The organism is Burkholderia sp. E168m15 (assembly GCF_016586105.1).
Lineage (GTDB): Bacteria > Pseudomonadota > Gammaproteobacteria > Burkholderiales > Burkholderiaceae > Burkholderia > Burkholderia orbicola.
In genome coordinates this window covers 38,047-65,040 of record NZ_BCPO01000079.1, presented here as the reverse complement: position 1 = coordinate 65,040, position 26,994 = coordinate 38,047, and the positions used below count along the sequence as shown (strand labels likewise).

Below are 26,994 nucleotides of genomic sequence, written 5' to 3'. Positions count from 1 at the left end.
GCCTTATTGCGGTTCGCTGCCGCAGGCGAGCGGAGTCTTCATCGAACGCGCCGGGGCCGGCACGGGGTTGGCGGGCGCCGGTTGCGCGGCGAGCCATGCGGTCACGGCCGTCACGTCTTCGTCGGAAAGCTTCGCGGCGATGTCGTGCATGCAGTCGGGCGCCTTCGCGTGGCGGTTGCCCGAGCGCCATGCGCCGAGCTGCGCGCTCAGGTAATCGGCGTGCAGGCCGACGAGGCCCGGGATCGCCGGCTGCATGCCGGTCAGGCCCGCGCCGTGGCAGGCCACGCAGGCGGGCAGCTTGCGGGCCGGGTCGCCCTGCGTGACGAGCTGCTTGCCGCGTGCGAGCGTCGCGGCCGGCAGCGTCGACTTCGCCGGCGTCGGGTACGGCGGACGTTCGGCCGAGAAGTGCTCGGCGATTTCGCGCAGGTAGTCGTCGTTCAGGTACGTCAGCAGATAGTTCATCGGCGGGTACTTGCGCCGGCCGTCACGGAAGTTGACGAGCTGGTTGTACAGGTACTCGGCCGGCTTGCCGGCAAGCCGCGGGAAATAGTCGTTGTCCGTGCCCTGGCCGTGGACGCCGTGACATGCGGTACAGCCGCGCACGCGCTCGGCCATGGTATCGGGTGCCTTGAGCGGCGCCTGCTGGGCGTGCGCTTGCTCCGTGGGCTTGGTCTGCGCTTGGGCAGCGCTCATAAGGCCCGCGCCGCCGATCATCAGAACGGCGAGCAGCGGACGGAAGAGGCGTCTTGAAGACACACGAGACTCCATGTTTATTCGTCGGGGACCTTGTCCGGGCTACGATCGGCTCGGCGCATGGACGGCAGGACAGCCGGGCTGCTGCGACGCGGCATTCTATCATCGATGGGTAATGACGGCTATTTGACGAAAGGACATCGGTTCCTGTCCGTTTGCGACTTGCGACAATTTGACGCGCATTGCGGTCGGGCCGTGTGAACCGGCGTGCGTTTTCACCATCGAAGACCGTACACTCGCGGGTCGCGCGGCGCCGCCTCCGCCGCAGGTCCAGTCATTTCTCCCGTTTCCGGATTCATCGATGACGTTTTCTACCGTGCCGTTGCCTTCCTCACGCTGTCCGTCCCGCTGTCCGTCCCCTCGCAGCCGCCCTGCCGGCCTGCCGCTTGCGGGAGGGTGTGCGCGATGAAGTTCGACAGCTTGTGGATCGGTCAGGTCGCACTCGCGGCGCTGATGGATGCGGCGTTCGCGATGGCGGTCGGCTCGGCGCTGCTCAAGGCGTGGCTCGGCAAGGACGGCGCGCGGCCGGTCGTCGCGCCGTCGCACCCCGCATGGCTGCGTGCGCAACATTCGCTGGTCGCGGCGGCGCTGGCGCTGGTGCTCGCCGATCTCGGCTGGCTCGTCTACGAGGCCGCGGCGATGAGCGGCGCGGGGCTTGGCGGCGCGTTCGCCGCGATTCCCGTGATGCTGATGCAGACGCACACGGGCTTCGCGTGGAGCGTCGCGTTCGCCGGCGCGGTGGTGCTCGCGTTCGTCGCGCTCGCGAAGCCGGACGGCCCGCTCGCGCATGCGGTGCTGTGGCTCGCGGTGATCGTGGTCGCGGCCGGCAAGGCCTCGCTCGGCCATGCGGCCGATAGCGGCGTGCTGTCCGCGGCGGTCGGCGTGCAGACGCTGCACCTGCTGGCCACCGCCGTATGGGGCGGCCTCGTGCTCGCGGGCGGGCTCGCGGTGCTGCCCGCGCTGGGGACGTCGGTCGCGCGCGGCGCGCTGATCCGTATCGGCCAGCACCTGTCGCGCACGTCGATCGTCGCGGTGGTGTTCGTGCTCGGCACGGGCGTGCTCAACGCGATCCGCGGGCTCGGCGGCTCGCTCGCGCCGCTCGACGGCAGCACGTGGGGGCGCGTGTTGCTGTTGAAGCTGCTGCTCGTCGCACTCGCGCTCGTGCTCGGCGGCCTCAACCGCTTCTCGGCGCTGCCGCGCCTGCGCCGCACCGCGTCGACCGAGGACGCGCACACGTTCCGCAACATCCTGCATCTCGAAGGGATGACGATGATCGGCGTGTTCGTCGCGGCGGCCGTGCTGTCGTTCAGCGTGCCAGGGTTCGCGGCGCTCGGCTGACGGCCGAACGGCGCGGCGCAGTGTAGGGCGCCGGCGCGCGCCGCGGATGCAAGAACGGCCGCCCTGCCGGGGCGGCCGTGTCGAACGCCTCGCGCGGCGCATGCCGCGCAACGCCTCTTTCTTATCTCACGCGTTCATCACCACTCGGCGACGCTGCCGTCCGCGTGACGCCACACCGGGTTGCGCCAGCGATGTCCCGTCTTCGCCATCTCGCGCACCTTCTCCTCGTTCACGTCGATGCCGAGCCCCGGGCCCTGCGGGATCGCGACGAAGCCGTCCTCGTAGCGGAACACCTCGGGGTTGCGCAGATAGTCGAGCAGGTCGTTGCCCTGGTTGTAGTGGATGCCCAGGCTCTGTTCCTGGATGAACGCGTTGTAGCTGACCGCGTCGAGCTGCAGGCACGCGGCGAGCGCGATCGGCCCGAGCGGGCAGTGCAGCGCGAGCGCGACGTCGTAGCTTTCCGCGAGCGTCGCGATCTTGCGGCACTCGGTGATGCCGCCCGCGTGCGATGCGTCCGGCTGGATGATGTCGACGTAGCCGCCCGCGAGGATGTGCTTGAAGTCCCAGCGCGAGTACAGCCGTTCGCCGAGCGCGATCGGCGTGTTGGTCTGGTTGACGATGTCGCGCAGCGCCTCGGCGTTTTCCGACAGCACCGGCTCCTCGATGAACATCAGCTTGTACGGATCGAGTTCCTTCGCGAGCACCTTCGCCATCGGCTTGTGCACGCGGCCGTGGAAGTCGACGCCGATCCCGACGTGCGGGCCGACCGCGTCGCGCACCGCCGCGACGTTCGCGATCACCTGTTCGACCTTGTCATAGGTGTCGACGATCTGCAGCTCCTCGGAGCCGTTCATCTTCACGGCCTTGAAGCCGCGCTCGACCACCGCGCGTGCATTGTTCGCGACGTCGCTCGGCCGGTCGCCGCCGATCCACGAATACACCTTGATGCGGTCGCGCACCTGGCCGCCGAGCAGCGCGTGCACCGGCACGCCGTGATGCTTGCCCTTGATGTCCCACAGCGCCTGGTCGACGCCCGCGATCGCGCTCATCATGATCGGGCCGCCGCGGTAGAAGCCTGCGCGGTACATCACCTGCCAGTGATCCTCGATCAGCAGCGGGTCGCGGCCGACGAGGTAGTCGGCCAGTTCCTGCACGGCGGCCTCGACCGTGTGCGCGCGGCCTTCGACGACCGGTTCGCCCCAGCCGATGATGCCCTCGTCGGTTTCGATCTTGAGGAACAGCCACCGGGGCGGGACGACGAACGTTTCGAGGCGGGTGATTTTCATGACGCGAGTCTCCATGATTGACCGGCGCGCCCGCGCGGGCGCGGCGCACGATCCGTGCTTTCGCGGTTATCCTAGCGTAGTCGAATAAAAAATAGTATTAATAGCATTAATGTGCAGATAGTGGGCAGTTCGCCCGACGGAGAACGATCATTCAACGCGACCTGCATGGACAGACGGCCTTCCGGCTCGCGACGGCGATCCTGCGCGGCGACTATCCGCCCGAATCGCTGCTGCCGAGGGAACCCGACCTGATGGAGATGTACGGCGTAAGCCGCACGGTGATGCGCGAGGCGCTGCGCACGCTGACGTCGAAGGGGCTGGTCGAATCGCGGCCGAAGGTCGGCACGCGCGTGCGGCCGCGCCGGGCGTGGAACCTGCTCGATGCCGACCTGCTCGACTGGTATGCGCGTGTCGCGCCGCCGCTCGCATTCGCGCTGAAGCTGCAGGAGATGCGCGAGATGATCGAGCCGCACGCGGCCGCGCTGGCCGCGCGAACCCATACGCCCGAAGCATTCGACGCGATCGACGGCGCGGTGCGCGCGATGGCCGCCGCGCGCAACGTCGACGAATGGGTGCGCGCCGATCTGCACTTTCACCTGAGCGTGCTGGAGGCCGGTGGCAACGAGCTGCTGGTGCCGCTCGGCGCGCTGATCGATCGCACGCTCGAGGCGCAACTGCAGTTGAATGCGCGCCGGGCGGACGTGTACAACGCGTCGCTTGCCGAGCATACGGCCGTCAGCGACGCGATTCGCGTGCGCGACGAGAACGGCGCTCGCCGCGCGATGGCGACGCTGCTGGCGGTGACGCGTGCCCGGATCGAGATGTCGTGACGGAAGCGGGCACGCGGCGCCGGTGCCGGCGCCGTGCCGTCAGGCGTTCGCGCAGCCGCCCGGCTTGTGGATCCGTTCCGTCGACGGCGGGTACTTCGCGAGCAGGCTCGCCGGTCGCCGCGGGCGCGCGACCAGGTCGCCGCCGCAGTTCGGGCAGCGGCCCTTCAGCACGTCGTCCGCGCAAGTCGCGCAAAACGTACATTCAAACGTACAGATGCGTGCTTCCTCCGAATCGGGCGGCAGGTCCTTGTCGCAGCATTCGCAGCCGGGGCGCAGTTCGAGCATGACGGTCTCCTGGGTCGGTGAGGGATGGCGCCGTCCGGACATTGCGGGCGACGCATGCGAGCGCTACTGTACGCGTTTGGATCGGCCCGGCCAACGGTGTCCCGCCGGGGCGCCGGCGACGTGCACGGGCTGCACCGGGAGACGACCATGCTTTATCGCGGAAGCTGTCATTGTGGAGACGTGACGTTCGAGGCGGAAGGCGACCTGCAGGGCGTGATGGCGTGCAACTGCTCGATCTGCCGGCGCAAGGGCGCGCTGATGTGGTTCGTGCCGCGCGATCACATGAAGCTGCTGACACCCGACGAGAATCTTGCCACCTACATGTTCAACAAGCACGTGATCCGGCATCGCTTCTGCAAGCGCTGCGGGATTCACGCGTTCGGCGAGGGCGTCGATCCGAAGGGCACCGCGATGGCCGCGATCAACGTGCGCTGCATCGACGGCGTCGACCTCGACGCGCTGCCCGTCACGCACTACGACGGCCGCTCGCACTGAGCGGCGCGCCGGTGCGGGTGCCTACCCGCCGCGATCAGGCGGTCAGGACGGCTGCACGGCCGCTGCATTCGCCGCAGGCGTTTCCGCCTGCGGCGCCGGCCCCGCGGTACGCGTGCCGGCGTCGGCCGGGCGTTCGATCAGCGGTGCGAGCGCCGGCGCCATCGACTTCAGCAACTGCACGGCCATCGCGCTCGTGAAGTCGTAGCGCGCCGCATACGGTTCGTGCGCGGTCGCCGTCAGCACGCCGAAGAACCGGTCGCCGATCGCGAACACGAAGGTGCCGCTGCGGTTGACCTTGCGCGACTCGATCAGCCGCGCGCCGCGCGCATAGACGTTGAAGCGCTGGTCGCCCGTCCCCGTCTTGCCGTACACGTCGAGCGTCTTGCCGTCCGGCAGCGTGAGCCCGCCCGCGAGGCGGCGCGCGGTGCCGTGGAGCACGACGTCGCGCAGCAGCGTGTGCGCCACGTTGACGATCTCCGGCGACAGCACCGGCTGCGGCTGGGCGGCCGCGCGCACGAAACGCGTTTCGTACGGCGTGCCCTTCGCGAAATCGAGTCGCGTGATCGTCTCGGTCGGCGCCTTCTGGCCACCGTTCGCGATCAGGCCGATCAGTTTCGCGAGCGCGTCGGGCTGGTCGCCCGATGCACCGATCGCGGCCGCATAGGACGGCGTCACTTCCGCGAACGGGTAGCCAAGCGCGCGCCACGACTTCGTGATCTCCGCATACGCGCGCAGCTCGACCATGCGGCGGATGCGCCGGTCCTGCGTCGCGTGGTAGCGGGTCTTGTACAGCCACGAATACGTGTAGAAACGCGTATCGCGGCTGTCGCGCTGAACCTCGGCGAGCGACGCGCCCGGGTGCGCGCGCAGGTAGTTGAGCGTCCACAGCGCGAGCGGATGGACGCTCGCGATATAGCCGCGGTCGTTGAGGTTGAAGCGGTCGATCGCGTACTTCGCGTAGAGCGCGGCGAGATCGTCGTCGGACAGCGTCGCGGCCGGCGTGCCCTTCAGTTGCGCGCGCATCTGCGCCGAGAACCACGCGAGAGACTCGTTCGGCGCGACGCTGCGCAGCACCGTCGCGAGCTTCGGCGGCGACTTGCGTACGTCGCGCAGCATCAGCGCGAGCGCGTCGTCGGGCGCCTTGCCCGCATAGCGCGTGTAGTAGCGCTTCACGTAGACCTGGCTTTCGCCGTCGACGAATTGCTGCAGGTAATGCTGGCGCTGCGCGGGATCGTTGAGCCACGACGACGACGGGCCGGCCGCCTGCAGCGTTTCATAGTGAACGATGTCGCGCATCAGCCGCACGAACACGAGGTTGACCGAGTGCTCGAACGCCGCGTGCAGCGTCAGGATGCGGCCGTTGTCCGACTTCTCGAAGTTGGAGAACACCTGCGCGCCGCCGCCCGTGTAGAACACGTCCGGGCTCGCCGAATATTTGCGCTCGACGGACGCATCGAGCATCGCCTGCAGCGAGCGGTCGCGCGTATGCGACAGATAGTCGAGCGCCCAGCGCGACAGCCCGTCGATCGGATCGGGCTTCACGCGCGCCAGCTCCGCGTTCGACAGGTTCGCATAGCGCGCATGGAGGTCGGAGACGATCTGCAGGTACGTGATCAGCGTGCGCAGCTTCGCGGTCGAGCCGAGGTTGATGCGGCCGCCGCGATTCACGTCGAACGGCTGGTTCACGCTGTCGGTCTGCACGCGCAGCATGTTCGCGCCGTTGCGGTGCTCGTACAGCGTGAAGCTGTACGTGAGGTGCGACGGGTCGTCCTTCGGCGCGAGCATCTCGAAACCGTACAGGCCGGCGGCCTGCGCACCGTCGCGCGTCGACGCCCGCGCGAGCCGCTCGGCGACCGCCTGCTGCACGCCGTTGTCGAGCGTGCTGGTGGCCTGCAGGTCGAGCTGGTCGAGCTGGTACAGGTCGCTGATGCCCAGCGCCGACAGCAGCGATGCGCGCGCGGAGGTGACGGCCTTGCGCGACACGAACGACTGCACGCGCGCGGCGGCCGGCGGCGCGCTGCGTTCGATCTGCGCGGCGAGCGCGGCATCGCGCAGCGCGGGCGAGATCATGCCGCCGTTGGACAGCAGCCGCAGGTAGCTGTCGGTCAGCTTCTGCAACGCCGGATAGCCGCGGTTGAGGAAGTACGACGGCGCGCGCTGCGCGATCAGCAGCGACAACACTTCGCGGAACGTCTTGCCTTGCTGGTCGACGTTGTCGCCGGTCGTCGGCGCGGACAGGATGCGGTTCACGTCGTTGAAGTCGCGGCCATACCACGCGGCGAGACCGTCGCCGATGCCGGTGATTTCGCCCACGTGCGGCCGCGCGGCGAGCGGCACCGAGTTCAGGTAGCGCACGACGATCGTGCGGCGCGCGAGCATCGTCTGCGGACCGTTCAGGTAGGCGCGCACCGACGCGGACGCGATCTGCCGCAGCTTTTCGGGCGGCGTCGCGGTGCGGCCCTCGGGAGAATGGCGGAATTTCTCGATCTGCGTCGCGAGCGTGCTGCCGCCCGGGCGCGCCTGATGGCGGTTGACGACGTGCAGCGCCTGGTCGGCGAGCGCGCGGCTGAAGCGCCCCCAGTCGATCGCCGGGTTGCGGTTCGGTTCGTTCCCGTCGAGCAGGTAGCGATCCTCGATGAACAGCAGCGAATCGGTGATCACGCGCGGCACCGTGTCGAAGTCCGCGTAGACGCGCTGCGGAAACACGGTCGCGAACAGCGGCGAGCCGGTCGAATCGAACAGCATCAGGCCCGTCTGGTCCTTCTCTTCATAAGGAAGGAACAGCCCGCGCTCGCCGAGCGCCAGCATCCGCTGCGAATCGCGCGCCTGCTCGCTGACGACGAAGCCGCGCGAGAGCAGCCGCTGCTGGAACGCGGGGATCATCGCGTAGCCGAAGCGCTGGTCGTACGGGCCGTTCGCGGGGAAGCGGATGTGATCGCTCGGCCCCGCCTCGACCGTATAGCCGACGTCGCGGGTGAGCTCGGACAGGTAGCGCGCCTGCAGCCGGGAGGTTTCGATCTCGGTCTGCACGAGCCGCGCGACGATCGCGAGCGCGATCAGCAGTGCGGCGAGCAAGGACCACTTGACCCACGTCCACACCGAGGCGGGACCGGTCACGCGCGGCAGGATACGATTCAGCGGCCGATTCATGGCGGCGTCTCCCTGAGGGCGCGGTTATCCGGCCGCACCCCATTAAGGATTAGTGTAGTCCTCCGCGGCGGGCTGCCAAGAGCGGTCGACTACCGAGATGCGCCGGCGCAACAGGCGTGCCCATACCCGCCGGGTGACGGGTCGACGGCCGTGGGAGCGCCTGCCGGCGCGCCGCCGCGGCCGGGTGCGGGGCGAGTGCGGCTCGAGCGGGCGACCGCGAATCGGCGTGAAAAATCGTGCGCGATGCCGTCCTGCATTCAACTGACGAAATGGTCGATCAGGTGATCGACGAAAAGTCGGGCCTTGCGCGGAAAGTGCCGGCGGCTCGGGTACGCGACGTTCATCTCGAGGGCCTCGAGCCGATAGCCGGGCAGCAGCGCGAGCAGCCGGCCGTCGTCGAGATCCGACTTGACGAGGAAGTCGGGCAGGACCGCGATGCCCATGCCGGACAGCGCCCAGTTCCGGATCAGCCCGACGTTGTTCGACGACGCGGACTTGTTCGGGCGTACGGTGATGCGCGTCTGGTCGTGATCGAACGACAGGTATTCGCCCATGAAATCGGCATGGAACGCCAGGCAGGCGTGCGACGCGAGATCCTGCGGATGCGCGGGCGTGCCGTGCCGCTCGGCATATTGCGGTGCGGCGCAGACGAGCTGCCTAAGCCGCGTGAGCGGGCGCTTCACCAGCGTGTTGTTGCTGATGTGCTGGGACAGCAGCAGCCCGACGTCGAAGCCCTCCGACACGAGATCGACGTGACGGTCCACGATCGTGACTTCCGGCACGATGGCCGGGTGGCGCATCTTGAACGCATCGATGGCCGGCGCGAGCACGTGCATCCCGAACATGACCGGCGCGGCGATTTTCAGCGATCCGATCGGTTCGTGGTGCATCGAGGCGATCGTGTCCTCCACCCGGTCGATTTCGTCGATCACGTGACGTATCTGCGCCAGATAGAGGTGGCCTGCGTCGGTCAGCGACAGGCTGCGGGTGGTGCGATTCAGCAGGCGTGCGCCGAGCCGGTCCTCGATGCTCATGACGAGGCGGGTGGCCGACGAGTTGGAGATGTTCAGTTCCGTGGCGGCGCGCGCGAAACTGCGAAGTTCGGCGACCTTGACGAATAGTCGCATCGGTAGGAGTTCATCCATTTTTTTATCGATAAACAGAAAGCGTTGATTGAATTCTATCTATCGGCTTGCTTGATTTTAACGGCCTGTTTTCATGAATGTTTATTGTGGAGCCGCGTATTTATCGGGTATGCGAACGGCCGGAGAATGATGGGCTTTGAGATGTGAGGGGCGTCGAATGAATGATTCGAGGCGAATTGCCATTAAAACTTTTTGATGTATTTGTATTTAGTAATTGTACGAAAATCTAGGCTAATTTTTGGGTTAAAGCATCAGACATTATCGATGCGACGGCATGCCGAACCGGATGCGTCCCTGTCGCCATGGCAACGTCGCGCGATCGTGCCGGCACGAGCCTCGACGGAACAGTGGATCGGGTAGCCGCAGGCGATCGGGTTCGGCGCATCGCGGCGCGTGAACACGCCGTGGCGCCGAATCGCCATGCGCGGCGAATACCTGATGGAGCGACCGGCCGATGCGGAAGGCACGTGTCGCGGCCGCGGCGAGCGGTGATATGCTCGCGGGACGCCCGCGACCGACGGGCGGTTTCACGATGCCCGTGCGCGGTTGCGTTGCGCGGCGTTTCCGAGGGAAGAACCGACATCATGAGCCGCAAATTCATTCTGAAGGGCGACACGACCGATCACGGCGGCGTCGTGCTCGAAGGGATCGCCAATTCGTCGTTCGACGGGCGCGAACTCGCGTATCTCGGCGCAGCCGTGTTCTGCGCGGCGTGCAAGTCGCCGGGCGTGATCGTATCGGACGGCGGCGAGCGCACGATGACCGTGATGGGCAAGGTCGTCGCGCTCGAACACGACCTGTGCCAGTGCCAGTGCACGCCGCTACCGAAACTGATCCCCTCGCAGGCAACCGGGACGATCTCGGGGTGACCTTCGCCGCGCGACGGCGCTCGTCAGCCGCGCGACATCGAGACCCCGACGCCCGCCGTCAGACGCTGCCTTCGGTTTCGATCACGAGGATGCGCGCGGCGCCGAGCGGATGCGCGACGTGCTCGGTGCCGACCGTCGCATGGAAGACGTCGCCCGTTTCGAGCACCGTCGCGTGCTCGACGCCCGCTTCGCGGTAGCGCATCTCGACGCGGCCGTCGAGCACCGCGAACACCTCCTCGCCGTCGTTCACATGCCAGCGATACGGCTCGTCGGTCCAGTGCAGCCGCACCGTGATGCCGTTCAGGGTCGCGATGTCGAGGGCGCCCCACGCGCGGTCCGCCGTGAATGCGGCACTCCGGATGATGTTCATCGAGGTGTTCTCCGGCACGCGCGTGCGCTGCTTTCCAGTGATTTTTCCGGCATCCGCATCTCCCGTTCCGCATTCAGCGCGACGTGGCGCGCAGCGCCTGCTCGATGATCTGCTTGCGCTTCGCGAAGCCGGCGGCCGAACGTTCGGTGACGCGCTTCACGACCGCGGCCGGCGCGGTATCGGGCGAGCCCGCGTCGAACGGCGGCGCGGGCGCATATTCGAGTTGCAGCTGGATCGCCTGCGCGGCTTCGTCGCCGACCAGCTCCGCGGCGATCGTCAGCGCGAAGTCGATGCCGGCCGTCACGCCGCCGCCCGTGACGAGGTTGCCGTCACGCACGACGCGCTCGCGCACGGGTATCGCACCCAGCGGTTCGAGCAGCGCGTGGAACGCCCAGTGCGTCGTCGCGCGCCGCCCGCGCAGCAGGCCCGCCACGCCCAGCAGCAGCGAGCCCGTGCAGACCGACGTCACGTAGCGCGCGGTGGCCGCGCGCTGCTGCACGAACGCGATCGTTTCGGCATCGAGCAGCAGTTCGTTGATACCGATGCCGCCCGGGATGCAGATCACGTCGAGCGGCGGGCAGTCGTCGAACGTACAGGTCGGCGCGAGCGCGAGGCCGCTGCTCGACGCGACCGCGTCGCGGGACTTCCACACCAGATGGACGGTTGCGTCCGGCAGCGACGCGAGCACGTCGTGCGGGCCGGTGAGGTCGAGTTGCTGGACGCCCGGAAAGACGAGAAGGCCGATATGCAGGGTCATGCGAAGGCTCCGAGAGGGAAGGGGCGCGCCGTTCGGCACGGGATGGACAGGTCGATTCTAGGCGCGTAGTGTTTGGCGAAATTGCCATATCACCCACGTTTTCAGCCAATCGCCATGCCTGCCGCCGCCCCGCGTTCGATCCTGGTCCTCGCGTTTCCCCGTGCCCAATTGCTCGATGTGACGGGCCCGTTGCAGGTGTTCGCGTCCGTCAACGAGCTCGCGCTGGAGCGCGGGCAGCCGGCGCCGTATGCGCCGCGCGTCGTGGCCGTCGAAGCGGGGCCCGTCGAGACGTCGTCGGGCCTCGTCGTGATGGCCGAGTCGCTGCGCGCGGCCGCGCGCCGTCCCGACACGCTGATCGTCGCCGGCGGCAAGGGCGTGCACGCGGCGTCGAAGGACGCGCGGGTGGTGCGCTGGGTGCGGCAGCAGGCCGGGCGCGCGCGGCGCGTGGCGTCGGTCTGCACCGGCGCGTTCCTGCTCGCCGAGGCCGGCCTGCTCGACGGGCGGCGCGCGGTCACGCACTGGGCGCGCTGCGACGAATTCGCGGCGCGCTACCCGAACGTGCGTGTCGAGCCCGATCCGATCTTCATCCGCGAAGGCGCGCTGTGGACGTCGGCCGGCGTGACGGCCGGCATCGATCTCGCGCTCGCGCTGGTCGAGGAGGACCTCGGGCGGGCGACCGCGCTCGACGTCGCGCGCGAACTCGTCGTATTCCTGAAGCGCCCGGGCGGGCAGGCGCAGTTCAGCACGATGCTGTCGATGCAGCGCACCGCCGACCGGTTCGGCGAGCTGCACGCGTGGATGGCCGAGCACCTGACGGCCGACCTGTCGGTGCCCGCGCTCGCCGAGCGCGTGAGCATGAGCGAGCGCAGCTTCGTGCGCCACTATCGCGCGGAAACCGGCCGAACGCCCGCGCGTGCGGTCGAGCAGATCCGTGTCGAGGCCGCGCAACGCCTGCTCGGCGAAACGACATGGCCCGTCAAGCGGATCGCCGGGCGTTGCGGCTTCGGTTCGGAGGAGACGCTGCGGCGCAGCTTCGTGCGCGTGCTGGGCGTATCGCCGCAGGGATATCGCGAGCGGTTCGTGCGGTGACGTGCGACGAATGAGCGGAGCCGCGGCGGCCGCTACCCGGAACTGAACGGAAACCGGTCGGTTTCCAGTCCGAAGTGTCGAAACTATTCAGGATCGGAGAACAATAGGCGGGGGCTTGTGCCGTGCCCGCCGCGCGCTCTATTCTGTCCCGTTGGCGATTCGAAGGGGGAAGCAGCATGGACCGCATCCAGGCAATGGAGGTTTTTACCCGCGTGGTCGACGCGAACAGCTTCACGCGGGCGGCCGACACGCTCGCGATGCCGCGCGCATCGGTGACGACCATCATCCAGAATCTCGAGGCGCTGCTCGGCGTGCGCCTGATGCACCGGACGACGCGCCGGTTGTCGCTGACGCCGGAGGGCGCCGCGTACTACGAGCATTGCATGAAGATCATCGCGGAGATCGCCGAGGCCGACGCGAGTTTCCAGGCCGGCAACCGCAAGCCGAGCGGCGTGCTGCGCGTCCACATGCCGAGTTCGCTCGGGCGGCGCGTCGTGCTGCCGTCGCTGTCGATCTTCCGGCAGCGCTATCCGGACATCACGCTCGAGCTGGGGCTGTCCGACCGCTACGTCGATCCGGTCGAGGAGGGCATCGACTGCATGATCCGGGTCGGGCCGCTCGAGGATTCGTCGATGGTCGCGCGGCGCATCGGGATGCTCAAGCGCGTGACGTGCGCGTCTCCCGATTACCTCGCCCGTCACGGCGAGCCGAACGAGATTGCCGATCTCGTCGAGCATCACGCGGTGAATTTTCGCTCGAGCCACGGCGCGCGGGCGATTCCGTGGGTGTTCATGATCGACGGCAAGCCGTTCGAGGTGCGGATGAACGGCAGCGTCACGGTCAACGACTCGGATGCCTACGTGACGTGCGGGCTCGAAGGCTTCGGGATGATCCAGCCGACGCTGTTCATGGTGCTGCCGCACCTGCTCGACGGCTCGCTGGTCGAGGTGCTGCCGGACAGCAATCCGAAGCCGAAGCCGATCTCGATCGTCTACCCGCACAACCGGCATCTGTCGCAGAAGGTGCGCGTGTTCGCCGACTGGATCGCGGAGGTGTTCGAGTCGACGCCGGCGCTGGAGGGCGGGGAGAACTGGCGGGGGAAGCTGCGGGCGGAGACGCCGGATACGCAGCGCGGAGCGGTGGTGGCGTAGTCTGGGCGCAGCGCGCGGCCTGAAGGCGGGCAACGCGCGCCGCCGCGTGCGCCCGATGAAGCAATGAAAAAAGCCGCTGTTTCGAAAGAAACAGCGGCTTTTCGCATTTGGTGGCGAATCAGGGATTCGAACCCCGGACCTGCGGATTATGATTCCGTCGCTCTAACCGACTGAGCTAATTCGCCGTGAAGACTTGAATTATGTCGATCGGCCGGTCAGCTGTCAATACCTTTTTCCATCTTTCCCGAAAAAAGTTGCCGACGGTCCGTGCCGGCCTCCATCGCGGGCGGGAGCCGGGCGCCGGAAGGCGATCCTCCGTCGGCCCTCCCCCGCCGCGGACCCGACATCAATCCTGCGCGTAGATGTCCGAGTCCTTCGTCTCCTTGACGAACAGCAGGCCGATCACGAACGTGGCCAGCGCGATCACGATCGGATACCAGAGCCCCGAGTAGATGTTGCCCTTCGCCGCGACGATCGCGAACGCAGTTGCCGGCAGGAAGCCGCCGAACCAGCCGTTGCCGATGTGATAGGGCAGCGACATCGACGTGTAGCGGATTCGCGTCGGGAACATCTCGACCAGCATCGCGGCGATCGGGCCGTAGACCATCGTCACGAAGATCACGAGGATCGTCAGGATCACGATCGTCATCGGCCAGTTGAGTTGCGCCGGGTCGGCCTTCGCCGGGTAGCCGGCCCCCTTCAGCGTCGACGCGAGGGTCTTGTCGAACGCCGCGCCCTGCGCCTTCGCGTCGGCCGCCTTGCCGTCGTAGGTCTGGATCACCGTGTCGCCGACCTTGATTTCGGCCAGCGTGCCGGCCGGCGCCGCGACGTTCTCGTAGTTCAGGCCGGCCTTCGCGAGCGCGCTCTTCGCGATGTCGCACGAGGTGGTGAACTTCGACGTGCCCACCGGGTTGAACTGGAACGAGCAGGTAGCCGGATCGGCGACGACCGTGATCGGCGCCTTCTGCGTCGCGAGTTCGAGCTGCGGGTTCGCGTAGTGCGTGAGCGCCTTGAACAGCGGGAAGTAGGTCAGCGCGGCGATCAGGCAGCCGGCAAGGATGATCGGCTTGCGGCCGATCTTGTCCGACAGCGAGCCGAAGAACAGGAAGAACGGCGTGCCGATCAGGAGCGCGATCGCGATCAGGATGTTCGCGCTGGCGCCGTCGACCTTCAGCGTCTGCGTGAGGAAGAACAGCGCGTAGAACTGGCCCGTGTACCACACGACCGCCTGGCCGGCCGTCAGGCCGATCAGCGCGAGGATCACGATCTTCAGGTTCTTCCACTGGCCGAACGCTTCGGTCAGCGGCGCCTTCGACGTCTTGCCTTCCGCCTTGATGCGCAGGAACACCGGCGATTCGTTCAGTTGCAGCCGGATCCACACCGACACCCCGAGCAGCAGGATCGATGCGACGAACGGCACGCGCCAGCCCCAGTTGCCGAACGCTTCCTCGCCGATGAACGTGCGCACGCCCAGGATCACGAGCAGCGACAGGAACAGGCCGAGCGTGGCCGTCGTCTGGATCCAGGCGGTGTAGAAGCCGCGCCGGTTGGCCGGCGCATGCTCGGCGACGTAGGTCGCCGCGCCGCCGTACTCGCCGCCGAGCGCGAGGCCCTGCAACAGCCGCATCGCGATGAAGATCACGGGGGCGGCGATGCCGATCGACGCGTAGCCCGGGAGGAAGCCGACCACGAACGTCGAGACGCCCATGATCACGATCGTCACGAGGAACGTGTGCTTGCGGCCGACGAGGTCGCCGAGCCGGCCGAAGACGATCGCGCCGAACGGCCGCACCGCGAAGCCGGCGGCGAAGCCGAGCAGCGTGAAGATGAACGCGGCGGTCGGATTGACGCCGGAGAAGAAGCTCTTGCTGATGTAGGCCGCGAGCGAGCCGGCCAGGTAAAAGTCGTACCACTCGAACACGGTGCCGAGCGACGACGCGAAGATCACCTTCTTCTCTTCGCCCGTCATCGGCGAGTGCGAAATTTGCCCGCCTAACGTTGCCATGAATCGTCTCCAAGTCCCTTGATATAGATGTGCGGCCGCCTTGGGAGGGGCGGGCCTGTCGACGATTATTGGCACGGAAACTTACGGCGCACTGACTTGCGCGTACAAAACGACTGCGCGTTAACCCGTGTCGAATCGGTCGCTTCGCGTGTCGATCGTGGCGTGAACGTCCGGTAAAGCGCCGGTTTCTGCGTATTGGCGCCGTGCCGTGGCGGCGCGCGTCAGGGTTAATCCGGGGCGGTATCGGTGAGCGGCAGGCTGATGCGCACCAGCGTGCCGGCGAGGCGCGGCGCGTGCTGGTAGACGTGATCGTCGAGCGTCAGCGTGCCGCCGTGCTGCGTGGCGATCTCGCGCACGATCGCGAGCCCGAGGCCGCTGCCGTCGCCTTCGCGGCCGAGGATCCGGTAGAAACGCTCGACGACGCGCTCGCGCTCGCCGGCCGGGATGCCGGGGCCGGTATCCTCGACTTCGAGATGCACGCGCCGCGCCGCGCGCTCGGCCCGCACGCGCACCGTGATGCGGCCGCCTTCGGGCGTATAGCGGATCGCGTTGTCGACCAGGTTGCCGAGCATCTCGCGCAGCATCACCGGGTTGCCGTCGACCTCGAGCGGCGCATCGTCGTCCGGGCCTTCGTACCCGAGGTCCATGCGTTTCGCGAGCGCGGCCTGCACCCAGTCGCGCACGGTGCGCCGCGCGAGCGAACCGATCTCGACCGGCTCGAACGTCAGCCCGCTCGCGCGGTTCTCGGCGCGCGCGAGCGCCAGCAGTTGCGTGACGAGCCGCGCGGCCTGCTCGGAGCTCGTCGCGATCTGCTCGAGCGAGCGCTGCACGTCGGGCGGCACCGGGTGGCGCAGCGCGAACTCGGCCTGCGTGCGCAGGCCCGCGAGCGGCGTCTTCATCTGGTGCGCGGCATCGGCGATGAAGCGTTTCTGCAGCGCCATGTTTTGTTCGAGGCGCGCGAGCAGGTCGTTGAACGACGTGACGAGCGGCTCGATCTCGGGCGGCGCGCGCTGCGCCTCGACGGGCGACAGGTCGTCGGGCCGCCGCGCGCGGATGTGCGCCTGCAGCGCGTTGAGCGGCGCGAGCCCGCGCGACAGCCCGAACCAGACGAGCAGGATCGCGAGCGGCAGGATCACGAATTGCGGCAGGATCACGCCCTTGATGATGTCGTTGGCGAGCGCATTGCGCTTGTCGAGCGTCTCGCCGACCTGCACGAGCACGGGCTGCGCGCCGCTCGTCTGCGGCAGCGCGACGGTCGTATACGCGACGCGCACGTCGTTGCCGCGCAGCAGGTCGTCGCGGAACACGACGACGCCCGGCGGCGGGCGGTCCTCGTCACGCGGCAGCGGCATGTCGGCCTCGCCCGCGACCAGCTCGCCGCGCGTGCCGAGCACCTGGAAGTAGACGCTGTCGATGTTGTCCGCGCGCAGGAAGTCGCGCGTCTGCTCCGGCAGCGTCAGCTCGGCGACGCCGTTGACCGGATGGATCTGGCGCGCGAGCACGTAGGCGTTGGTCTCGAGCGCGCGATCGAACGGGCTGTTCGCGATCGTCTTCGCGACGAGATAGGTGACGGCGATGCTCATCGGCCACAGCAGCAGCAGCGGCGCGAGCATCCAGTCGAGGATTTCGCCGAACAGCGAGCGCGGGCGCGGCGTTTCGGGCGATTCGGTCTCGTCGGGCGGCGCGAACGGGTTCTCGTAGCGCGCGTCGCGCGCCTCGTCGGCAGCCGACGACGGCGCGCCGGTCGGGTGGCGGGAAGGGGAATGGGCCGGCGTGGCCATCGCGGCGCCGCCCGGCGTCAGCGCAGCGGCGTGCCGGCCGCCGCGGGCTGGGGCGCCGCCGTGTCGGCCGGCGTCGCGGGCGCGACCTTCTCGAGGCAATAGCCGAGGCCGCGCACGGTCGAGATCCGCACGCCGCTCGGTTCGATCTTCTTGCGCAGCCGGTGCACGTAGACTTCGATCGCGTTGTTGCTGACTTCCTCGCCCCATTCGCACAGGTGATCGACGAGCTGTTCCTTCGACACGAGCCGGCCGATCCGCTGCAGCAGCACCTCGAGCAGGCCGAGCTCGCGCGCGGAGAGATCGAGCACGTGATCGTTCGCGTACGCGATGCGACCGACCTGGTCGAACGCGAGCGAGCCGTGGCGCACGACGGTCGGGCCGCCGCCGGCGCCGCGCCGGGTCAGCGCGCGCACGCGCGCCTCGAGCTCGTTGAGCGCGAACGGCTTGGCCATGTAGTCGTCGGCGCCGAGGTCGAGCCCCTTCACGCGTTCGTCGACGCTGTCGGCGGCGGTCAGGATCAGCACGGGGAGATTGGAATTGCGCGCGCGCAGGCGCTTGAGCACGTCGAGCCCGGACATTTTCGGCAGCCCGAGATCGAGGATCAGCAGGTCGAAAGTCTGCATCGACAGCGCGGTGTCGGCGTCGACGCCGCTCTTCACGTGATCGACGGCATAGCCCGATTGGCGGAGTGACCGGGTGAGGCCGTCCGCGAGTATGCTGTCGTCTTCGGCGATGAGAATTCGCATGTTGCTGACCGGTGCCGGCAGGGCGTTCGCGCCGGCGCGGCTGTCTCCGAAGTTATTCGTGCACAACGCTTTGCATTGCGGGCTTGCACAAAACACTGTTTTTTTATACAGTGTCTGCATTCGTGGGCAGCGCTTGAAGCGGGCGCGCCTCCAACAGACGCTGCTCATCATAGCAAAGGACGATTCATGGAAGATAGCAAGAAGGGCTCCGGGATGACCGCCGAGAAGAGCAAGGCGCTGGCGGCCGCACTCGCACAGATCGAGAAGCAGTTCGGCAAGGGCTCGATCATGCGCATGGGCGACGGCGAGGCGGCCGAGAATATCCAGGTCGTCTCCACGGGGTCGCTGGGTCTCGACATCGCGCTGGGCGTCGGCGGCCTGCCGCGCGGCCGGGTGGTCGAGATCTACGGTCCGGAATCGTCCGGTAAGACCACCCTCACGCTGCAAGTCATCGCTGAACTGCAGAAGATCGGCGGCACCGCGGCGTTCATCGACGCCGAGCACGCGCTCGACGTCCAGTACGCGTCGAAGCTCGGCGTGAACGTGCCGGAACTGCTGATCTCGCAGCCGGACACCGGCGAGCAGGCGCTCGAAATCACCGATGCGCTGGTGCGCTCGGGCTCGATCGACATGATCGTCATCGACTCGGTCGCGGCGCTCGTGCCGAAGGCCGAAATCGAAGGCGAGATGGGCGATTCGCTGCCGGGTCTGCAGGCTCGCCTGATGTCGCAGGCGCTGCGCAAGCTGACCGGCACGATCAAGCGCACGAACTGCCTGGTGATCTTCATCAACCAGATCCGGATGAAGATCGGCGTGATGTTCGGCAACCCGGAAACCACCACGGGCGGCAACGCGCTGAAGTTCTATTCGTCGGTGCGTCTCGACATTCGCCGGATCGGTTCGATCAAGAAGAATGACGAGGTGATCGGCAACGAAACCCGCGTGAAGGTCGTCAAGAACAAGGTGTCGCCGCCGTTCCGCGAAGCGATCTTTGACATCCTGTACGGCGAAGGTATTTCGCGTCAGGGCGAGATCATCGATCTCGGCGTGCAGGCGAAGATCGTCGACAAGGCCGGCGCCTGGTACAGCTACAACGGCGAGAAGATCGGCCAGGGCAAGGACAATGCGCGTGAATTCCTGCGCGAGAATCCGGAAATCGCACGCGAGATCGAAAACCGCATCCGCGAATCGCTCGGTGTCGTCAGCATGCCCGATGGCGTAGCCAACGAAGCCGAGGCGTTGGACGAAGAAGAGTAATGGTTGTGCGCCGAGGTCAGGCTGGCGAGCCGGAGGAGAGCGACGTGCCCGAAACGGCGGGTCGCTCCGGCCGGCGAGCCGGTTCCTCGGGCGCCGACCGGCGGGGCGCAGGCGGCAACGCCGCGAACCGCACTGCGACGAGGGCATCCGACGATGCCCTCGTTTCATTTGAGATTGCCGCACCGGACGATCCGTTCGACGACGACGAGTCGTTCGACGCGCATGATCGCTCCCGCCGTCGCGTGTCCGGTGTCCGCTTCCCGGGCGATCGCGCCCCGAGCAATCGCACAGCCGATGCGCCCGCGACGGAAGATGTCTATACGCGCAGCAGCCAGCATCCGCGCCGCACACGCCGCGCAGCCGGTGCGTCTTTCGGCGCATCTTCCAGCGGCGCTGCTTCGAGCGACGCGCCGGGCGCCAGCGAGCGCAAGTCGTCGAAGCCGCCGCGGTCGTTGAAGGGCCGCGCGCTCGGCTATCTGTCGAGGCGTGAATACAGCCGCGCGGAGCTCGCGCGCAAGCTCGCACCCTACGTCGACGAAGGCGAGTCCATCGAACCGGTGCTCGATGCGCTGGAACAGGAAGGCTGGCTGTCCGACGCGCGCTTCGCCGAGAGCCTCGTGCATCGTCGCGCGTCGCGTGTCGGCGTCGCGCGCATCGTCAGCGAGCTGAAGCGCCATGCGGTCGGCGACAGTCTCGTCGAAGAGGTGAATGCCCAATTGCGCGAGACCGAATTGACGCGCGCGCAGGCTGTCTGGCGCAAGAAATTCGGTGCACTGCCGCAAACGCCCGCCGAACGCGCGAAGCAGGCGCGCTTCCTGGCCGCGCGCGGCTTCTCGAGCGCGACCATCGTGAAGTTGCTGAAGGTCGGCGACGATTTCCCGATCGACGACTGAGCCGCCCGGTCGCGCGCGTGGCGCGCGATTTTGCTGCATTGCAACCGCTTCCGGACAGGCGGGAATACCCGCCGTCGCGGCAAACTGTCTCAAATACCCAATATGCTAAAATCCACGGGTTTTCCTCTTCGGCCTCAACCTCCAGCATGCCGCTATCCGAGCCCGTGCCCCGTCAGTTGCGACATCGACGCGCAATCCGAGCGGAAGCCTACGAGCGCGGCGACGGCTTGTGGGACATCGAAGCCTGCCTGACCGACCACAAGCCGCGCGATGTCGCGCTTGCGTCGGGCATCCGGCCCCAGGGTCTGCCGATCCACGAACTCTGGCTGCGCGTGACCATCGATCGTGACCTCAATGTCGTCGACGCCGAAGCGTCTTCGGAATGGGTGCCCTATCCTGGTCATTGTCAATCCGCCCCGCCCACCTATCGGGCCCTCATCGGGCTCAATCTCTTCCGCAATTTCCGCCGCAACGCGAACCGGCTGCTCGCCGGCGTCGCAGGCTGTTCCCATCTCACCGAACTGTGCGCCGTGCTGCCGACGGCCGCGATCCAGGCGTTCGCCGGTGACGTGTGGAACGTGCGCGAGGAGGGCGGCGAAGGGCCGGATCACGACGGCGCGCACGCCGAACCGCCTTTCCAGCTCGGCCGCTGCCGCGCGCTGCGATTCGACGGTGAGGTCGTGCGGCAGTACTACCCGCGCTGGTACGGCCCGATTCGGCCGGATCTGCCCGGTGAAGGCAGCACGAAGGAATGAACGGAAATCATTCGAAGAAGCGTCTTAAGCGACTTTTCATCCAACTCTCAGACTGAAGGGAATCACGCATGAAGATTCACGAGTACCAGGGTAAGGAAATCCTGCGGAAATTCGGAGTCGCGGTACCGCGCGGCAAGCCGGCGTTCTCGGTTGACGAGGCCGTCAAGGTGGCGGAAGAGCTCGGCGGCCCGGTATGGGTCGTGAAGGCTCAGATTCACGCGGGTGGCCGTGGCAAGGGCGGCGGCGTGAAGGTGGCGAAGTCGATCGAGCAGGTCCGCGAATACGCGAACCAGATCCTCGGCATGCAGCTCGTCACGCACCAGACCGGTCCGGAAGGCCAGAAGGTCAACCGTCTGATGATCGAGGAAGGCGCCGACATCAAGCAGGAACTGTATGTCAGCCTCGTCGTCGACCGCATCTCGCAGAAGATCGTGCTGATGGGCTCGAGCGAAGGCGGCATGGACATCGAAGAAGTCGCCGAGAAGCACCCGGAACTGATCCACAAGGTCATCGTCGAGCCGTCGACGGGCCTGCTGGACGCGCAGGCCGACGACCTCGCCGCGAAGATCGGCGTGCCGGCTGCGTCGATTCCGCAAGCGCGCGCGATCCTGCAAGGCCTGTACAAGGCATTCTGGGAAACCGACGCATCGCTGGCCGAAATCAACCCGCTGAACGTCTCCGGCGACGGCAAGGTCACCGCACTCGACGCGAAGTTCAACTTCGACTCGAACGCGCTGTTCCGTCACCCGGAAATCGTCGCGTACCGCGATCTGGACGAAGAAGATCCGGCTGAAATCGAAGCGTCGAAGTTCGACCTCGCGTACATCTCGCTCGACGGCAACATCGGCTGTCTCGTGAACGGCGCGGGCCTCGCGATGGCGACGATGGACACGATCAAGCTGTTCGGCGGCGAACCGGCGAACTTCCTGGACGTCGGCGGAGGCGCGACGACCGAGAAGGTCACGGAAGCGTTCAAGCTGATGCTGAAGAACCCGGACCTGAAGGCGATCCTCGTGAACATCTTCGGCGGCATCATGCGCTGCGACGTGATCGCGGAAGGCGTGATCGCCGGTTCGAAGGCCGTGAACCTGAACGTGCCGCTGGTCGTGCGCATGAAGGGCACGAACGAGGACCTCGGCAAGAAGATGCTGGCCGATTCGGGCCTGCCGATCATCTCGGCGGACAGCATGGAAGAGGCTGCGCAGAAGGTCGTCGCGGCTGCCGCAGGCAAGTAAGCACGCGCTAATGAACACGTAGGGCGGCGCGGTTTGCACGCGACGCCCATCGAACAGAGGTCAAAATACATGTCGATTCTGATCAACAAGGACACGAAGGTCATCACGCAGGGCATTACCGGCAAAACCGGTCAGTTCCATACGCGCGCCTGCCGTGAATACGCAAACGGCCGCGAAGCATTCGTCGCGGGCGTGAACCCGAAGAAGGCCGGCGAAGACTTCGAAGGCATTCCGATCTACGCGAGCGTCAAGGAAGCGAAGGCGGAAACCGGCGCGACCGTGTCGGTCATCTACGTTCCGCCGGCAGGCGCGGCCGCTGCGATCTGGGAAGCGGTCGAAGCCGACCTGGATCTCGCGATCTGCATCACGGAAGGCATCCCCGTCCGTGACATGATCGAAGTGAAGGACCGCATGCGTCGCGAAGGCCGCAAGACGCTGCTGCTCGGGCCGAACTGCCCGGGCACGATCACGCCGGACGAACTGAAGATCGGCATCATGCCGGGTCACATCCACCGCAAGGGCCGCATCGGCGTCGTGTCGCGTTCGGGCACGCTGACGTATGAAGCGGTTGCCCAGCTGACGGCACTCGGCCTCGGCCAGTCGTCGGCAGTCGGTATCGGCGGCGACCCGATCAACGGTCTGAAGCACATCGACGTGATGAAGATGTTCAACGACGATCCGGATACGGATGCGGTCGTGATGATCGGCGAAATCGGCGGTCCGGACGAAGCCAACGCCGCCGAGTGGATCAAGGACAACATGAAGAAGCCGGTGGTCGGCTTCATCGCGGGCGTCACGGCGCCTCCGGGCAAGCGCATGGGCCACGCCGGCGCGCTGATCTCGGGCGGTGCGGATACGGCCGAAGCGAAACTGGAAATCATGGAAGCGTGCGGCATCACCGTCACGCGCAACCCGTCGGAAATGGGCCGTCTGCTGAAGAAGGCGCTGTAATCATTTCCATTGGGCTCGTCCTGCAAAAAACGCGCTTGCGGCGTTTTTTGTTATGCTCCCGCAATGAATTCGTAAGCACCGGGCATGCGTTCTGCATGCGCCTACGATGAACCGGGCCGCCCGCGAGGCGGCCGTTGTCCTTTCCTCTCCGCTATGCTCGAATTCCTGACCTCGCTGCACTGGGGCGCCATTCTCCAGATTGTCATCATTGATATCCTGCTCGGCGGCGACAACGCGGTCGTGATCGCGCTTGCGTGCCGCAACCTGCCGGCGAACCAGCGGCTGCGCGGCGTCGTCTGGGGCACTGCGGGGGCGATCCTGCTGCGTGTCGCGCTGATCACGTTCGCGGTCGCGCTGCTCGACGTGCCGTTCCTGAAGCTCGGCGGCGGCCTGCTGCTGCTGTGGATCGGCATCAAGCTGATGGCGCCGGCCGCCGACGCGCACGACAACATCAAGCCGGCCGACCGGCTGTGGGACGCCGTGAAGACGATCGTGATCGCCGACGCGGTCATGAGCCTCGACAACGTGATCGCGATCGCCGGCGCGGCCGAGCAGGCCGATCCGTCGCACCGGATCGCGCTCGTGATCTTCGGGCTCATCGTCAGCGTGCCGATCATCGTGTGGGGCAGCACGCTGGTGCTGAAGCTGCTCGACCGTTTCCCGGTCGTCGTGGCATTCGGCGCCGGGCTGCTCGGCTGGATCGCGGGCGGCTTGATCGTGAACGACCCGGTCGGCGACCGCTGGCCGGTGCTTGATGCGCCGGAAGTGGTCTACGGCGCGAGCATCGTCGGCGCGTTGTTCGTCGTCGCGATCGGTTATGCGCTCAGGAAACGCCGCAGCGTGCCGCACGCGCACTGACTGGCCATCCGGCTGACTGCCGGCTTCGCGGCCCGCTGGCTACGATCGAGACGCCTGCCTGTATCGGCAGGCGTTTTTCGTTTCCGGAGCCTGTTCATGTTCGAAGCCTTTTCCGTTTCCCTGTTCCGTCGCGTTGCCGCCGATCTGCGGCACGCGAACCGGCCGTCGTCGCGCTGGCGGCTGGCCGGCTTCACGCTGATCGAACTGATGATCGTGCTGGCGATCGTCGGGGTCGTCGCGGCCTATGCGATTCCCGCGTACCAGGATTACCTCGCGCGCTCGCGCGTCGGCGAGGGGCTGGCGCTCGCGTCGTCCGCGCGGCTCGCGGTCGCCGACAACGCCGCGAGCGGCGCGAGCCTCGACGGCGGCTACAGCCCGCCGGCCGGGACCCGCAACGTCGAATCGGTCGCGATCGACGGCGCCACCGGCCAGATCACGGTTTCCTTCACCACCCGCGTCGCCGCGGCCGGCACCAATACGCTGGTGCTCGTGCCGTCCGCGCCCGACAAGGCCGAGGCGCCCACCGCGCGCGTGCCGCTCAAAAAGGGCGCGATACAAGCGGGCGCGATCGCGTGGGAATGCTTCGCGGCCGGCAAGGACGCGTCGTCGCTGCCGGCGCCTGGAGCGGGGCCGTTGCCGGGTAACGCCGCGACGCTGCCCGCGAAATATGCGCCCGCGGAGTGCCGCGCATAAGGCTGGCGGAGAAGCAGGGCGGCGGCGCCTGCGGCCTGCCGGTCGCCGCTTCGGCCGGCGGGGCCGCAGCCCGGCGCCGGCTCCCGGAGCGACGGCCCCGCACAGAGCAGGGAAAGTTTTGTATAGTGCGCCGGTTGCTGACATCCGGTTCGCTCATGCCTTCTACTTTTTCCCGTTCGTTGTCGCTCGTTGCGCTGGCTGTCGCCCTGATCGTGCCGTACGCGATCACGAATCACACGTATCCGATCCCGACCTTCTATTCCGAGTTTTCCGCGCTGGTGCTGTATCTGCTGGTGGGCGTGTCCGTCGTGCTGCTCGCGCGCACCGGCCGTCCGGCCGAGCCGTTTGCCGCGCCGGCCGCGTTCGTCGTCCCGCTCGGTTTTGCGGCGGTGCTGATCGCGCAGGTCGCGCTGATCCCGCTCAAGGTGCCGTCGATGAACTGGCTGGCGGTCGGTTATCTCGCGGCCGCGCTGGTCGCGATGCAGGCTGGCTACGCGCTCGCGCGCGACGGGATGGCGGAAACCGTGTCGCGGATGATGGCCGGCGCGCTGCTCGTGGGCGGCGTGTTCGCGGTCGGTACCCAGATCGTGCAGCTGTTCCACCTCGAAGCGGCCGTCTCGCCGTTCGTCGTCGTGTACAACATCGCGGTCGACCGTCGTCCGTACGGCAACATGGCGCAGGCGAACCACCTGGCCAGCTACATCGCCTTCGCGCTCGCGGGCGCGCTGTATCTGGTCCAGACACGCCGGCTCGCGGTGTGGGCCTGGCTCGCGTTGTCGCTCGTACTGTCGGTCGGTCTCGCGCTGACGGTGTCGCGCGGGCCGTGGCTGCAGGTGGCGGTGATGGTCGTCGCGGGCTTCTGGATGGCGTGGGTCGAATCGCGCCGCACGCCGGGCAATGCGCGTGCGTGGCTGATACCGGTCGTGCTGGCGGTCGCGTTCATCGCGGTGAACGTCGCGGTGCGCTGGGCCAACGTGCACTATCACCTGAATCTCGCGGAGTCGGCCGCCGACCGGATGCGCGACGCCGGGCAGATCGCGCCGCGCCTCGCGCTGTGGAAGTACGGGCTCGCGATGTTCCGCGAGCATCCGCTGCTCGGCGTCGGCTGGGGCGAATTCCCGTCGCACCAGTTTGCGCTCGTGCGCACGCTCGGCGGCGTCGAGATCGCGAACAACTCGCACGACATCTTCATCGACCTGCTCGCGAAGTCCGGTCTCGTCGGGCTCGGCGTGCTCGCCGTCACGCTCGTCATGTGGTTCGTGCGCACGGTGCGGGCGCCGCAGTCGAGCATGCGCGTGTTCGGCTTCGCGCTGATCGGCATCCTGCTGATGCATGCGCTGGTCGAGTATCCGCAGCAATACATGTTCTTCCTGCTGCCGGCGATGTTCGTGATCGGGCTGCTCGAGGTGAAGCCGCTGCGCATCCTGCCGGGGCGTGCGGCATTCGGGCTGTTCGCGGTGCTGTCGTTCGGCGGCGTGCTGGCGGCGGTGCCCGTGCTGCGCGACTACCAGCGCGCGGAAGTGCTCTATTACGGCAGCAGCCCGGCCGCGCAGTATCGCGATGCGCCGTCGCTGCTGTTCGGCGCGTGGGGCGATTACGGTGCGGCGACGCTGCTGACCATTTCGCCGGACAACCTGCCGCTCAAGCTCGCCGCGCACGAGCGCGCGATCGCGCTGCTGCCCGGCGAGACGGTGCTGCGCCGCTATGCGGTGCTGCAGGCGCTGGCCGGCCGCGAAGCCGACGCGCTCGATACCGTCGCGCGCCTGCATGTGTTTGCGAAGGAGTTGAAGGACTGGCCGCAACAGCTGGCCGCGTTGTACAAGCTGTGCGGCGATGAGCCGGCGCTGAAGACGTTCAGGGCGGCCGTCGTCGCGAAATACGGGGAAGCGCCGGCCGACGAGGGCGACGACTCGGACGACGACGATTCGGATTGACGCGTGTCGTGCGCGCCGGAACGGGGAATTCCGGCGTTTGTCTGGCCGTGATGAAAGCGGGCTGACGTCGTCGGCGCAACATGGCCCGGCGCATCACGCGCTGAGCCGATCGGCTATCGATTACGTCGCGGATCGCTTGGATTCGGGTCGAAGGGGCGGCGATTCGCGTCAACCATTGTCAAATCGCCGCCTGCTGACCGGGCGGCGCGGGCACAATGCGCGAAAGGGCTCGCGTGCGCGTCGGCGTGGGGCGCAGGCGGTGCCAATACGGCACACTTCCCGGTTATCCGGGGATTGCGCCGAGCAGGATCGCGGCCGGGCATCGCTCGGCCGTGCGGCCGTAACGGGGCGCCGGTCCGATGGCCGCG

Annotated in this window: 24 protein-coding genes and 1 tRNA gene; 14 read left to right on the top strand and 11 right to left on the bottom strand. The window is 67.4% G+C overall.

Annotated elements, in window-relative coordinates:
• Positions 1-3 precede the first annotated feature (3 nt).
• Positions 4-768 (bottom strand): c-type cytochrome, encoded by a 765-nt coding sequence (locus JMF86_RS13280; RefSeq protein WP_011546139.1) that lies wholly within the window; start codon positions 766-768, stop codon positions 4-6.
• A 390-nt stretch (positions 769-1,158) separates the two neighbouring features.
• Here JMF86_RS13280 and JMF86_RS13275 point away from each other — a divergent pair, with 390 nt between their 5' ends.
• Positions 1,159-2,091, top strand: a complete 933-nt coding sequence (locus JMF86_RS13275) for a CopD family protein (protein ID WP_012329179.1) — start codon at positions 1,159-1,161, stop codon at positions 2,089-2,091.
• 137 nt (positions 2,092-2,228) lie between these two features.
• Here JMF86_RS13275 and dgoD read toward each other — a convergent pair whose 3' ends face one another.
• Positions 2,229-3,377: a galactonate dehydratase gene (gene dgoD / locus JMF86_RS13270; protein WP_006483258.1), complete on the bottom strand. Its 1,149-nt coding sequence runs from the start codon at positions 3,375-3,377 to the stop codon at positions 2,229-2,231.
• A gap of 146 nt (positions 3,378-3,523) precedes the next feature.
• Between dgoD and JMF86_RS13265 the strand changes: the two genes are divergently transcribed.
• On the top strand, positions 3,524-4,207 hold the full coding sequence (locus JMF86_RS13265) for a FadR/GntR family transcriptional regulator (RefSeq protein WP_034174415.1): 684 nt from the start codon (positions 3,524-3,526) through the stop codon (positions 4,205-4,207).
• 39 nt (positions 4,208-4,246) lie between these two features.
• Here JMF86_RS13265 and JMF86_RS13260 read toward each other — a convergent pair whose 3' ends face one another.
• Positions 4,247-4,492, bottom strand: a complete 246-nt coding sequence (locus tag JMF86_RS13260; RefSeq protein WP_011546136.1) for a DUF1272 domain-containing protein — start codon at positions 4,490-4,492, stop codon at positions 4,247-4,249.
• A gap of 147 nt (positions 4,493-4,639) precedes the next feature.
• Between JMF86_RS13260 and JMF86_RS13255 the strand changes: the two genes are divergently transcribed.
• Positions 4,640-4,987, top strand: a complete 348-nt coding sequence (locus tag JMF86_RS13255) for a GFA family protein (RefSeq protein ID WP_011546135.1) — start codon at positions 4,640-4,642, stop codon at positions 4,985-4,987.
• 42 nt (positions 4,988-5,029) lie between these two features.
• Here the strand turns inward: JMF86_RS13255 and JMF86_RS13250 are convergent, their stop codons facing one another.
• Together JMF86_RS13250 and JMF86_RS13245 are read right to left on the bottom strand one after the other, a co-directional pair.
• On the bottom strand, positions 5,030-8,137 hold the full coding sequence (locus JMF86_RS13250) for a transglycosylase domain-containing protein (RefSeq protein ID WP_011546134.1): 3,108 nt from the start codon (positions 8,135-8,137) through the stop codon (positions 5,030-5,032).
• A 257-nt stretch (positions 8,138-8,394) separates the two neighbouring features.
• Positions 8,395-9,282: a LysR family transcriptional regulator gene (locus JMF86_RS13245; protein WP_011546133.1), complete on the bottom strand. Its 888-nt coding sequence runs from the start codon at positions 9,280-9,282 to the stop codon at positions 8,395-8,397.
• Positions 9,283-9,866: 584 nt separating this feature from the next.
• Here JMF86_RS13245 and JMF86_RS13240 point away from each other — a divergent pair.
• Positions 9,867-10,151 carry a PAAR domain-containing protein gene (locus JMF86_RS13240; RefSeq protein ID WP_006477906.1) on the top strand — a complete coding sequence of 95 codons (285 nt, stop codon included), beginning with the start codon at positions 9,867-9,869 and terminating at the stop codon, positions 10,149-10,151.
• A 58-nt stretch (positions 10,152-10,209) separates the two neighbouring features.
• On the opposite strand, the gene JMF86_RS13235 is transcribed toward JMF86_RS13240, so the two are convergent.
• Both JMF86_RS13235 and JMF86_RS13230 read right to left on the bottom strand, forming a co-directional pair.
• Positions 10,210-10,521: a cupin gene (locus tag JMF86_RS13235; RefSeq protein ID WP_011546132.1), complete on the bottom strand. Its 312-nt coding sequence runs from the start codon at positions 10,519-10,521 to the stop codon at positions 10,210-10,212.
• A 73-nt stretch (positions 10,522-10,594) separates the two neighbouring features.
• Positions 10,595-11,278, bottom strand: a complete 684-nt coding sequence (locus tag JMF86_RS13230) for a DJ-1/PfpI family protein (RefSeq protein WP_011546131.1) — start codon at positions 11,276-11,278, stop codon at positions 10,595-10,597.
• A 114-nt stretch (positions 11,279-11,392) separates the two neighbouring features.
• Between JMF86_RS13230 and JMF86_RS13225 the strand changes: the two genes are divergently transcribed.
• Positions 11,393-12,367: a GlxA family transcriptional regulator gene (locus tag JMF86_RS13225; RefSeq protein WP_011546130.1), complete on the top strand. Its 975-nt coding sequence runs from the start codon at positions 11,393-11,395 to the stop codon at positions 12,365-12,367.
• Between the two features lie 176 nt (positions 12,368-12,543).
• Positions 12,544-13,518 carry a LysR family transcriptional regulator gene (locus tag JMF86_RS13220; protein ID WP_011546129.1) on the top strand — a complete coding sequence of 325 codons (975 nt, stop codon included), beginning with the start codon at positions 12,544-12,546 and terminating at the stop codon, positions 13,516-13,518.
• A 108-nt stretch (positions 13,519-13,626) separates the two neighbouring features.
• Here the strand turns inward: JMF86_RS13220 and JMF86_RS13215 are convergent.
• The 4 genes from JMF86_RS13215 to JMF86_RS13200 all read right to left on the bottom strand — a co-directional run bounded on the left by JMF86_RS13215 (position 13,627) and on the right by JMF86_RS13200 (position 18,050).
• A tRNA-Met gene (locus JMF86_RS13215) sits at positions 13,627-13,703 on the bottom strand.
• Between the two features lie 161 nt (positions 13,704-13,864).
• Entirely contained in the window at positions 13,865-15,523 is a 1,659-nt protein-coding gene (locus tag JMF86_RS13210) for an MFS transporter (protein WP_011546128.1), read from the bottom strand.
• 227 nt (positions 15,524-15,750) lie between these two features.
• Entirely contained in the window at positions 15,751-17,304 is a 1,554-nt protein-coding gene (locus JMF86_RS13205) for a sensor histidine kinase (protein WP_011546127.1), read from the bottom strand.
• Between the two features lie 17 nt (positions 17,305-17,321).
• Positions 17,322-18,050 carry a response regulator transcription factor gene (locus JMF86_RS13200; protein WP_006497347.1) on the bottom strand — a complete coding sequence of 243 codons (729 nt, stop codon included), beginning with the start codon at positions 18,048-18,050 and terminating at the stop codon, positions 17,322-17,324.
• A 186-nt stretch (positions 18,051-18,236) separates the two neighbouring features.
• Between JMF86_RS13200 and recA the strand changes: the two genes are divergently transcribed.
• The 8 genes from recA to JMF86_RS13160 all read left to right on the top strand — a co-directional run bounded on the left by recA (position 18,237) and on the right by JMF86_RS13160 (position 26,626).
• Positions 18,237-19,307 (top strand): recombinase RecA, encoded by a 1,071-nt coding sequence (gene recA / locus JMF86_RS13195; protein ID WP_011546125.1) that lies wholly within the window; start codon positions 18,237-18,239, stop codon positions 19,305-19,307.
• Positions 19,307-20,200 (top strand): recombination regulator RecX, encoded by an 894-nt coding sequence (gene recX, locus JMF86_RS13190; protein WP_011546124.1) that lies wholly within the window; start codon positions 19,307-19,309, stop codon positions 20,198-20,200. The genes recA and recX overlap by 1 nt, the downstream gene beginning before the upstream one ends.
• Before the next feature lie 146 nt (positions 20,201-20,346).
• Positions 20,347-20,955 carry a DUF2889 domain-containing protein gene (locus tag JMF86_RS13185; protein ID WP_011546123.1) on the top strand — a complete coding sequence of 203 codons (609 nt, stop codon included), beginning with the start codon at positions 20,347-20,349 and terminating at the stop codon, positions 20,953-20,955.
• A 68-nt stretch (positions 20,956-21,023) separates the two neighbouring features.
• Positions 21,024-22,190: an ADP-forming succinate--CoA ligase subunit beta gene (gene sucC / locus JMF86_RS13180; RefSeq protein WP_006477915.1), complete on the top strand. Its 1,167-nt coding sequence runs from the start codon at positions 21,024-21,026 to the stop codon at positions 22,188-22,190.
• A gap of 69 nt (positions 22,191-22,259) precedes the next feature.
• Complete coding sequence (sucD, locus tag JMF86_RS13175; protein WP_006477916.1) at positions 22,260-23,141, top strand: succinate--CoA ligase subunit alpha; 882 nt, start codon at positions 22,260-22,262, stop codon at positions 23,139-23,141.
• A gap of 153 nt (positions 23,142-23,294) precedes the next feature.
• Complete coding sequence (locus JMF86_RS13170; protein WP_011546122.1) at positions 23,295-23,999, top strand: TerC family protein; 705 nt, start codon at positions 23,295-23,297, stop codon at positions 23,997-23,999.
• Between the two features lie 96 nt (positions 24,000-24,095).
• Entirely contained in the window at positions 24,096-24,692 is a 597-nt protein-coding gene (locus JMF86_RS13165; protein ID WP_011546121.1) for a pilin, read from the top strand.
• A 155-nt stretch (positions 24,693-24,847) separates the two neighbouring features.
• The gene (locus JMF86_RS13160; RefSeq protein WP_011546120.1) at positions 24,848-26,626 is read left to right on the top strand and encodes a Wzy polymerase domain-containing protein; all 1,779 of its coding nucleotides are present in this window, start codon (positions 24,848-24,850) and stop codon (positions 26,624-26,626) included.
• The last annotated feature ends 368 nt before the right edge of the window (positions 26,627-26,994 follow it).

Coding starts and splice junctions, on each gene's coding strand:
- JMF86_RS13280 (WP_011546139.1), bottom strand. CDS start 768: ATGGAGTCTCGTGTGTCTTCAAGACGCCTCTTCCGTCCGCTGCTCGCC.
- JMF86_RS13275 (WP_012329179.1), top strand. CDS start 1,159: ATGAAGTTCGACAGCTTGTGGATCGGTCAGGTCGCACTCGCGGCGCTG.
- dgoD (WP_006483258.1), bottom strand. CDS start 3,377: ATGAAAATCACCCGCCTCGAAACGTTCGTCGTCCCGCCCCGGTGGCTG.
- JMF86_RS13260 (WP_011546136.1), bottom strand. CDS start 4,492: ATGCTCGAACTGCGCCCCGGCTGCGAATGCTGCGACAAGGACCTGCCG.
- JMF86_RS13255 (WP_011546135.1), top strand. CDS start 4,640: ATGCTTTATCGCGGAAGCTGTCATTGTGGAGACGTGACGTTCGAGGCG.
- JMF86_RS13250 (WP_011546134.1), bottom strand. CDS start 8,137: ATGAATCGGCCGCTGAATCGTATCCTGCCGCGCGTGACCGGTCCCGCC.
- JMF86_RS13245 (WP_011546133.1), bottom strand. CDS start 9,282: ATGGATGAACTCCTACCGATGCGACTATTCGTCAAGGTCGCCGAACTT.
- JMF86_RS13240 (WP_006477906.1), top strand. CDS start 9,867: ATGAGCCGCAAATTCATTCTGAAGGGCGACACGACCGATCACGGCGGC.
- JMF86_RS13235 (WP_011546132.1), bottom strand. CDS start 10,521: ATGAACATCATCCGGAGTGCCGCATTCACGGCGGACCGCGCGTGGGGC.
- JMF86_RS13230 (WP_011546131.1), bottom strand. CDS start 11,278: ATGACCCTGCATATCGGCCTTCTCGTCTTTCCGGGCGTCCAGCAACTC.
- JMF86_RS13225 (WP_011546130.1), top strand. CDS start 11,393: ATGCCTGCCGCCGCCCCGCGTTCGATCCTGGTCCTCGCGTTTCCCCGT.
- JMF86_RS13220 (WP_011546129.1), top strand. CDS start 12,544: ATGGACCGCATCCAGGCAATGGAGGTTTTTACCCGCGTGGTCGACGCG.
- JMF86_RS13210 (WP_011546128.1), bottom strand. CDS start 15,523: ATGGCAACGTTAGGCGGGCAAATTTCGCACTCGCCGATGACGGGCGAA.
- JMF86_RS13205 (WP_011546127.1), bottom strand. CDS start 17,304: ATGGCCACGCCGGCCCATTCCCCTTCCCGCCACCCGACCGGCGCGCCG.
- JMF86_RS13200 (WP_006497347.1), bottom strand. CDS start 18,050: ATGCGAATTCTCATCGCCGAAGACGACAGCATACTCGCGGACGGCCTC.
- recA (WP_011546125.1), top strand. CDS start 18,237: ATGGAAGATAGCAAGAAGGGCTCCGGGATGACCGCCGAGAAGAGCAAG.
- recX (WP_011546124.1), top strand. CDS start 19,307: ATGGTTGTGCGCCGAGGTCAGGCTGGCGAGCCGGAGGAGAGCGACGTG.
- JMF86_RS13185 (WP_011546123.1), top strand. CDS start 20,347: ATGCCGCTATCCGAGCCCGTGCCCCGTCAGTTGCGACATCGACGCGCA.
- sucC (WP_006477915.1), top strand. CDS start 21,024: ATGAAGATTCACGAGTACCAGGGTAAGGAAATCCTGCGGAAATTCGGA.
- sucD (WP_006477916.1), top strand. CDS start 22,260: ATGTCGATTCTGATCAACAAGGACACGAAGGTCATCACGCAGGGCATT.
- JMF86_RS13170 (WP_011546122.1), top strand. CDS start 23,295: ATGCTCGAATTCCTGACCTCGCTGCACTGGGGCGCCATTCTCCAGATT.
- JMF86_RS13165 (WP_011546121.1), top strand. CDS start 24,096: ATGTTCGAAGCCTTTTCCGTTTCCCTGTTCCGTCGCGTTGCCGCCGAT.
- JMF86_RS13160 (WP_011546120.1), top strand. CDS start 24,848: ATGCCTTCTACTTTTTCCCGTTCGTTGTCGCTCGTTGCGCTGGCTGTC.